Genomic DNA, 8,412 nt, shown 5'->3' on the forward strand with positions numbered 1-8,412 from the left:
ATCCCGCTAACACGTAGCGGGATGACGAGAAAGGGGCTACTCGGATGACACCCTCATAAAGTGAAATGAGATCCCGCTAACACGTAGCGGGATGACGGGAAAAGAGGTACTGGGAGACATCCTTCCTGGTAGACCCAAATCACAATGTTCGCACAGTTGTGCGTCACGCGCTGCCGAACACTGTATGGTTATACAAGAAAAATTAAGGCTTAAAAGGAATTTTAAGTATCAGGACTCAAGGTTTTTATTCCTTCTTAATAAAACATAAAAAGCCCCTTTACCACCATGTTTTTTCGTAGCTTGTTGGTAGTATAGAACCATATGCTGGATTTTAGTGTCATTTAACCATTTATTTAAGTTACTCTTTATAGTGTCTGTTTTGTTTGTTGCACTGCCGTATCCCGTAATTACCAATAAACATCTATTTCCTGCTCGATAATTTTTGATAATAAAATCTATCAATTTACAGTAAGCATCCTCTATATTATAGCCATGCAAATCGAGCTTATCGCTTATAAAATATTTACCCCTATCAACTTTTGATTTTGTGTTTTGGTCAAGACAAAATGATGAGTTACTATTATTGGTATTAAGAAAATTCCCTTGTAAGTCGGAGGTACCTTTATCAACCATAGACTTTATATTTACTTTATGATCAACTTTCAAAGTAACTTTTCCACATTTTATTGGCTTAACATTTTTTTGCCAATCCAACTCATCGTCCGACATAAACGCATTAATCGAATTGTATAATTTTACAACAATATTCAAACATAGTAAAATGTTGCTTATTCTATAAAAACCCGATTTTCAATAATACGATGAAATCGTCAAAAACTAATGAGAATTTTTGGCTGTATGGAAAGCACACCTGCATGTCAGCACTGAAGAATAAAAATAGGCGGTGTATAGAACTGTTAGTAACAGAAAATTTCTATAGAGAACACGAAAAAGAAATTAAGCAATATGCAAATAGTAAGGGCATTAAAGTTCGATTAGTAGAAAACAAAATACTTAATGACGTTTTACCCAAAGGTGCTAACCATCAAGGAATTGCTTTAAATGTTGCCCCTATTCTTTATAACTTAAGCATCGAAGAAGTAGCTGAAAGCTCAAACGACAGTTCTACTATAGTCATTTTAGATCAAGTCACTGACACGCACAATATTGGATCAATTTTAAGAACTTCAGCTTGTTTTAATGTCGACGCATTGGTTTTACCACATAACCATTCACCGAGTGAAAATGCATCTATTGCAAAAGCAGCAAGTGGGGCTTTAGATATTGTTCCGCTAATATACGTTACAAATATAGTAAAAACTATGCAGTATTTAAAAAAGGTCGGCTACTGGTGTTACGGGTTTGATTGCAATGCTAAAGAAAATATAGATGAAATAAAGAGTTTTGAGAAAAAAAGAGTAATTATTTTTGGTTCTGAAGAGAAAGGAATGCGGAGGTTAGTTAAAGAAAATTGTGATTATCTTTTAAAAATCCCAATGTCAAATGCAATTAACAGTTTAAATGTTTCAAACGCAGCAGCAATAGGCCTATATTCTATTTATATTAAAACAAATGCCAGCGCATAGCTGTTTATAATAAAAACACTTGATAAAAATATGGTTTTATATTATAATGTGTTGAGTAATGGATAAAAGGAGTTATATTATGTCTTATATGAGAAATGAACAGGATATTCGCTCTCAAGGCGTTTATTATAGTGCTGGGCTTAGAAGTTACCTAACTAAAGTATATAATTACATGGCTTTAGCTTTGGGCGTCACAGGGCTTGTTGCATTTTTAACAGTATTTTCTGGTCTTTTTCAAGTAATTTATTCTAATCCCGTTCTATCGCTTGTGGTAATGTTATCTCCGGTTGCATTGGTGTTCTACATGTCTTATAGAATTCAACACCTAAGTGCTCAGTCTGCCGTTACTATATTTTTCTCGTTCTCAGTGTTAATGGGGCTTTCCTTATCTTATGTTTTTATAGTTTATACTGCAGAAAATATAGCAAGGGCGTTTTTCATTACATCAATCATGTTTGGCTCTATGGCTTTATATGGCAATACTACAAAAAGAGATCTTACAAGTATGGGCTCTTTCTTGATTATGGGAGTTTGGGGGTTAATCATTGCGTCTATAGTAAATTTATTTCTTGGAAGTAGTCCTCTCCACTTTGCAATATCGTTCATATCAGTAATAGTCTTTACCTTAATGACTGCGTATGATGCTCAAAGAATCAAGGACGTTTATTATAAACATAATGACGGATCAGAAGTTGCTACTACTAAATTGGCAATACTCGGTGCAACTAATCTTTATTTTGACTTTATTAATATATTTCTCAATCTACTCAGGTTACTTAACTTGTTCAACAATAGGGATTAGATGTTTTCCTTTTTAAGGAAAGGCAGTAAGAATTCTATAGTTTTCTTTTTAGTATCTTTAGTTGTGTCGATGATATGTCTTGCATATGCATCGGTACCTCTATATAGCATTTTCTGTAAAGCTACTGGGTATGGTGGCACAATAAGAAAAGTAACTAACACAACAACAAATATAACTAACCAAAAGATCAGGGTCCATTTCAATGCTGATATAATGTCCGATCTACCTTGGGAGTTTAAATCAGAAACTAACTACGTTGACGTAAACATAGGAGAACAAAGTTTAGCGTTTTATTACGCAAAAAATCTATCTGATCAGCCTTCATTTGGTATGGCGGTGTATAATGTTACGCCTTTCAAAGCAGGTAAGTATTTCAATAAAGTTGCATGCTTTTGTTTTGAAGAGCAAATGTTGCTACCAAAACAAAAAGCAGCTATGCCCGTATCTTTCTATATAGATCCTGAGATAATGCTTGATAGTAATACAAAAGATTTGGGCGAAATAACACTATCATACACGTTCTTTAAGCTTAAGTAACAGAATGTTTGCAAACCGTGTCATTTCAGTAATCAATAGGGTGTCATCCAAGTAGCTGACACTGGAATGACAGGAGGTAACGCAAGAAGTCTATTGATTGTGAAAACAATAACTTTGCAAAATATTAATTGTTAGATAACATAATCAAAGTTTTTATCTTAATATTCATCATGGTTAGAGCTATACAAATTAAAAAAACTGGGGGACCAGAAGTATTAGAATTTGTAGATAAGAGTATAGGTGAGCCAAAAGGCGGGGAAGTTTTAGTACGTCACACAACTATCGGCTTAAATCGTTATGATTTAGAGCACAGAAAAGGTACGCGCAAAATTAAAAATTTACCATCAGTGCTTGGGGTAGAAGCAGTGGGAGTTATTGAAAAGCTTGGTAAAAAAATCAGTGATGGATTGAAGGTTGGAGACAGAGTTGGATATTGCACAGCTCCTCCAGGGGCATATTGTGAAAAGCGCATTATACACCAGAAATATCTGATAAAAATTCCAGATGACATATCTGATGAAGTTGCTGCTGCAGTGCTGTTTAAAGGTATGACAGCTCACTATTTAGTTAATCAATCTTATAAAGTTAGGCCTGGTGCTTTCGTGCTAGTTCATGGGGCTAATGGTGGTTTAGGACAAATAATATGCCAATGGGCAAAGGATAAAAAAGGTGTAGTGATAGGTTCTGTAAGCTCTGATGAAAAAATGAAGATAGCTTTACAAAGTGGCTGCACATACGCAATAAACTACAATGATAAAGACTTCGTTTCTAAAGTTATGGAGATTACGCAAAACAGAGGAGTAGGTGCAGTGTATGACCCTATAGGTTACGCTACAAGCAAGCTTTCTTTTGAATCTTTAGGCAGGTTCGGCATATACGTTTCCTATGGGCAGATATCAGGTAACGCTCCTATTAGTTTTTCTTTACTTAGTTCACGTTCGTTATTTGCAACTGGAACCTCAATATACCATTATAAGCATGATAGATTCACATTAGTGCTTACCACAATGGAAATCTTCGAGATGATAAGAAAAAAACTTTTAACTGTACGGATCAATAAAAAATATAAATTTGATGAAATAATTCAAGCACATCGTGATATGGAAAATAGAAAAGCGAGTGGGTTAAATATTATCAAAATCTCTTAAATAAATTAGTAATTTAAACTAACCATTCATTAAGTCATATCAACTAGAACTTCACATATTTAATTCTCCTTTTGGGGGAATTAAAAGCATATAGCTAAACTGACTTAGATTTACCGACAACCGTCATCCCGCTACGTGTTAGCGGAATCTATACCGCGAATAGACTTCTTGCATAACCCAAATTAAGTAGAAAAAGGTATCATCCGAGTAACTGACACTGGTTCCTTTATGACGGTAGTAGCCCCCCTTCTCCTGTCATTCCAGTGCTCCCTTTCTTGTCATCCAAGTAGCTGACACTGGGATGGCTTTGTTGCATCACACTTTATGAGATGGTGATTTATGGTAAATTCATGTAACTATCTCAAATTTAGCCATACCAATATCAGTGAACTTATTGAGCAAATAGCATTTAACAAGTAGTTCCTTCTCTCTATTTGTCTCAGATTTATTCCTAAAACTAAACCCGAATGTTTGTTTCAGTTGCGAGAAAAAACTTTCTATATAAGATCTTTTTCCATAACTCATCTCTTTTTTCCACTTCTTTATACCATCTTCATCATATGACTTTATGAGCTTGACTGCAGAATTTCTCTCAGCCATATAGTCTAACTTTGGATGCTCTGCTGCGTTGTTTTTCGGAGGAATTTTCGTTTTTATACCATATTGATTACACAGCTTATAGAGCTTTTCTCTGTCATATGCCCTATCTGCATATAGTACTTTTATGACATACTGAAAATCGACTTCTTTTAGCAAATCACAAGCTCCATAGTGATCAGCCGTTACTGTATTTTACAGCTATGGCTTTTTTGTTGTTTATATTCAACATTACGTGCAATTTTCTCGTTTGCTCATAGCCACGATATTTTCTGTCAGTGCTATTTTCCTTGCTGTGTGTTGTTGTATATACTAATTCCTGTACTGTCTATAGCAATTTCGATATCTTCCATATTATTTTCTGCAATCATTTATCTTAATATTAAGTTTCTTTTGATGCTTGTGAATAGCTGCAAATCTCTTCCTATTTGTTGCAAATACCCTTTTATAAACCCGACTGTTTGTCTTAAACCAATTCTAAAGAAACTGACGATTATATGCACCAAAATCACAACTTTATCACTATAAATATAGTTGCCGCCCTGCATTTTTGGACAATTCTCGTACCAATTTTCTATGGCGTCATTGATATAACAAAAAATGCTTCCTCTTTCTTGGAGAAATTTGTTATATTCATGGCAGTTACTGACTCTCATTTTTTGTGGCATATTTTTTCTTCAACAGTTAAATGGCTATTTATAATGAATTTTGTCAGTAACTGCCAGTTCTTTTCGCTTGAGCGATGCAACAAAGCCCACTGGGATCCAGTTTCACCTTGTGATGGTGTCATGAAAGTAGCTGACACTGGTTTCCATCCAAGACGGTGTCATTCCTTACTATTACCCACAAATATAAATGGACTAAAAAGTAAAATATTACAATATTAAAGTTTGCAAATATTGAGGGTGTAAAATGGCAAGTAAAAGTAGTGAATGGGCTAAAAATGAATTTGGAGATAAAAGGTTAACTGAGCGATTAGTAAAGATTGCTGATATGTTTGACAAAATTACCTGAAAGTTAGATTAATCAAGCATGTGAAAGTTGGTCAGAAGCAAAAACAGCATAACGTTTTTTTCAAAATGAGAATGTAAAAGAAAGTGATATTTTAGCTACACATATTAATAAGACGGTTGAGAGAACAAAAGCTCACAAGAGGGTTCTTGTCATTCAAGATACCAGTTACATTGTATATAATAACCATAAAAAAACAAGCGGATTAGCAAATTTGTCCAGTTATGATACTGCAAAAGGTATTATAATGCATACAGCTCTTGCCGTTAGTATAGAAGGTTTGGTACTAGGGATACTAGATCAAAAAGTTTATTCAAGACCTGAAGAAACTGAGAACCTTAAAAAAAAGAGCGATCGCATTGAAGATAAAGAAAGCGTAAAGTGGTTGGAAACTTTAAGAAAAACAAATAATATTATTGATCCAACTCAAACTGAGACTATAACTGTATGCGATAGAGAAGCAGATATATATGACTTTTTTGAGCTTGCACATAATCTTAATTCGGCAGTGCTAGTTAGAGCATGCAGAGATAGAGCAGTAAATAGAAAATCTCGATATCCTGAAAAAGGTGAGCAGAAGTTATGGGCATTTATTAAATCCTCTCATTGTGCAGGTACGGTAGAAGTTGAAGTTCCTGTAAAAGATAATAAGCCAAAAAGAACAGCACGTTTGGAAGTTAGATTTGGAAAGTTTATGATGAATCCATCTAAGAATAATATTAGGCATAAGACGGAAGAACTACCTAAATTACCACTTTATGCAGTTTATGTTGTTGAGAAAACTCCCCTTCCCTTAAAAAAAACCGCTAGAATGGATGCTATTAACGAATCTTTCAGTTAATACTTTCGATGAAGCTGTTGAAAAAATTAGTTGGTATCAACTATGTTTTTTAAAAATTTTTTTATTTGTGTAATTTTGCAAATTGTATGGGCAATAAAAACCCGTTTGTCATAGAAATAGAATTTTATATCAAACAGCTACCACAGCAATTTCTGCTTAAGCTAATGAATATGTGCTTTAAGTCTGTGTGGACGCACATATTCATTAGCCAATTTCAGTTACCGTTGTGAAGATTTTTAAGTATGCAAATTAATTGCTTCTTTAAGTCTTGTATTAGCAATTACTATAATTTTACGCATTAGGGCTGTTATAGCCACCATCTTCTTCTTACCACTTTCAACAAGCTTAGAATAAAAGGCGCCAAGTATAGATTTTGACCTTGTAGCAGCCATAGCGGCTGTAAAGAGCTTTGAACGAACGTTACTTCTACCACCTGTAATCCCTCGGTAACCAACAGCTTTACCACTTTCTTTTGGATGCGGTGCAACTCCGGCAAGACTTGCTACTTCTTTTCTATTTAAGTAACCAAGCTCTGGCATTAAACACAAAAAATCTTGTGATAACTTTTCCAGGAACTGTTTTAAGAATTTTTTGGCGTTGTTGTAATTCGCGGCTTTCATCAATAATCTTTTGTATAGTATCATTGAGTTCGTTTATTTGACTATCGAAAAACTCAATGGTCTTTTGACAGCTTTCTTTTATATGATCATTTTCCGGTGCTTCAAGTCTGCATTTTTCTTGAGTTCTCATTTGCGTAATATCATCACGACGTTGACAAAGTGCAGCCAAAGTTGATTGTTCTGTAGAGGTAGGTACAAATAGAGAGATAGTTCTATGGCGTTCAAATCCATATTGAGCAAGAGCTCTTGCATCTAGACTTTGCTAAAGTTCCGTGAGATAAAATAAAGCTTTTTACTTTACGAGTATTAGCTCGATGCACGGCAATATTTTTGTCGGTAAGAAAATGTGATAAGCCAAGCTCATATTTCCCTGTATTTTCTAAAGTCACTAAAGCATTAGGTAGAATATCTGAAAACTCTTGAAATAATTGTTGCCAACCAGAAGCATTATTATCAAATTCGACAGCATTCTTCTGTTTGTGAATTGCAACGATATTTTTAAATTTTCCGATGTCAATGCCAATAAAATTTTGATAAGATGTAACCATAATAAACCTCGATAGTTTTAGTTAATTTAAGATTGTAAACGGGTGCATATATATGTCCCAAGCAACTATTCAAACGTATCGAGAGATAGGGCTAGCGTACCTTGATACCAACGGTTGTAATACCAATTTCCTTTCGGTCGCGCACGCCCGCTATTCCTAGTGAGCAGGGTTATCTTTCTCTCTTATCTCTTTTATATCACGTTTTTAACTTACAATTGCCTTAGATGGAAAATAGAGATATTACATAAAATTTTAAATCCGGTCTCAAAGTTGAAGAATGTAGGCTTGGAATAGCAGAAAGACTAATGAGATATCTAACAGTTATGAGTATTATTGCTTGGAGGATCTTCTTTATTACATCAATTGCAAGAGCTAACCCAACATTACCATGTACTACCTTATTAGCTGAAGAAGAATGGAAAGTTTTATACGTTAAAATACACAGAAAACCATGTCCAAGTGTAGTTCCCAACATAAAAGAAGCTGTTTCATGAACTTGGAGGCCATTTAGCAAGAAAAAATGACCCAAAACCAGGACCAATTACTCTTTGGAAAGGATATAAACGTCTCTTTGATTTAGCAGAAGGATGGCGACTTGCTCACGAACTTTATATTTGTGGGTAATAGTAAGTTGTTAGGGGGATCTGGAGATACCGCGGCGGTATGACGTAGGGAAATCTTACTTATTATAGCTATAGTTCTACATGAATTACAAAAGTAAT

6 protein-coding genes and 4 pseudogenes are annotated in these 8,412 nt (G+C 34.6%); 6 read left to right on the forward strand and 4 right to left on the reverse strand.

The features are described 5' to 3' along the window. Nucleotides 1-228: 228 nt before the first annotated feature. Nucleotides 229-729, reverse strand: coding sequence for a Smr/MutS family protein (locus JR312_RS04960; protein ID WP_010082340.1), 501 nt, complete (start codon nucleotides 727-729; stop codon nucleotides 229-231). A gap of 92 nt (nucleotides 730-821) precedes the next feature. On the opposite strand from JR312_RS04960, the gene rlmB reads away from it, so the two are divergent. The 4 genes from rlmB to JR312_RS04980 all read left to right on the forward strand — a co-directional run bounded on the left by rlmB (nucleotide 822) and on the right by JR312_RS04980 (nucleotide 4,073). Beyond that, nucleotides 822-1,586: a 23S rRNA (guanosine(2251)-2'-O)-methyltransferase RlmB gene (gene rlmB / locus JR312_RS04965; RefSeq protein WP_038199241.1), complete on the forward strand. Its 765-nt coding sequence runs from the start codon at nucleotides 822-824 to the stop codon at nucleotides 1,584-1,586. A gap of 79 nt (nucleotides 1,587-1,665) precedes the next feature. Beyond that, on the forward strand, nucleotides 1,666-2,388 hold the full coding sequence (locus JR312_RS04970) for a Bax inhibitor-1/YccA family protein (protein WP_010962942.1): 723 nt from the start codon (nucleotides 1,666-1,668) through the stop codon (nucleotides 2,386-2,388). Further along, entirely contained in the window at nucleotides 2,389-2,925 is a 537-nt protein-coding gene (locus JR312_RS04975; protein ID WP_010082343.1) for a cytochrome c oxidase assembly protein, read from the forward strand. A gap of 170 nt (nucleotides 2,926-3,095) precedes the next feature. Next, nucleotides 3,096-4,073, forward strand: a complete 978-nt coding sequence (locus tag JR312_RS04980; RefSeq protein ID WP_416647876.1) for a quinone oxidoreductase family protein — start codon at nucleotides 3,096-3,098, stop codon at nucleotides 4,071-4,073. Nucleotides 4,074-4,421: 348 nt separating this feature from the next. Here the strand turns inward: JR312_RS04980 and JR312_RS04985 are convergent. Continuing rightward, nucleotides 4,422-5,338, reverse strand: a pseudogene (locus JR312_RS04985) (IS5 family transposase). Further along, on the reverse strand, nucleotides 5,323-5,475 hold the full coding sequence (locus JR312_RS04990; RefSeq protein WP_155975182.1) for a hypothetical protein: 153 nt from the start codon (nucleotides 5,473-5,475) through the stop codon (nucleotides 5,323-5,325). Before JR312_RS04990 ends, JR312_RS04985 begins: the two are co-directional and overlap by 16 nt. A 107-nt stretch (nucleotides 5,476-5,582) precedes the next feature. Between JR312_RS04990 and JR312_RS04995 the strand changes: the two are divergent. After that, nucleotides 5,583-6,565 (forward strand): annotated as a pseudogene (locus JR312_RS04995) (IS4 family transposase); the annotation flags it as partial. A gap of 193 nt (nucleotides 6,566-6,758) precedes the next feature. Here the strand turns inward: JR312_RS04995 and JR312_RS05000 are convergent. Next, a pseudogene (locus JR312_RS05000) lies at nucleotides 6,759-7,690 on the reverse strand (IS110 family RNA-guided transposase). A 216-nt stretch (nucleotides 7,691-7,906) separates the two neighbouring features. On the opposite strand from JR312_RS05000, the pseudogene JR312_RS05005 reads away from it, so the two are divergent. Further along, nucleotides 7,907-8,314: pseudogene (locus JR312_RS05005) on the forward strand (IS4 family transposase); the annotation flags it as partial. Nucleotides 8,315-8,412 lie beyond the last annotated feature (98 nt).

It is taken from the genome of Wolbachia endosymbiont of Nasonia giraulti, assembly GCF_048054155.1.
GTDB classification, from domain to species: domain Bacteria; phylum Pseudomonadota; class Alphaproteobacteria; order Rickettsiales; family Anaplasmataceae; genus Wolbachia; species Wolbachia pipientis_C.

Excerpts from the sequence above, each read along its gene's own strand:
- JR312_RS04960 (WP_010082340.1), bottom strand. The coding sequence starts at position 729 with ATGTCGGACGATGAGTTGGATTGGCAAAAAAATGTTAAGCCAATAAAA.
- rlmB (WP_038199241.1), top strand. The coding sequence starts at position 822 with ATGAAATCGTCAAAAACTAATGAGAATTTTTGGCTGTATGGAAAGCAC.
- JR312_RS04970 (WP_010962942.1), top strand. The coding sequence starts at position 1,666 with ATGTCTTATATGAGAAATGAACAGGATATTCGCTCTCAAGGCGTTTAT.
- JR312_RS04975 (WP_010082343.1), top strand. The coding sequence starts at position 2,389 with ATGTTTTCCTTTTTAAGGAAAGGCAGTAAGAATTCTATAGTTTTCTTT.
- JR312_RS04980 (WP_416647876.1), top strand. The coding sequence starts at position 3,096 with ATGGTTAGAGCTATACAAATTAAAAAAACTGGGGGACCAGAAGTATTA.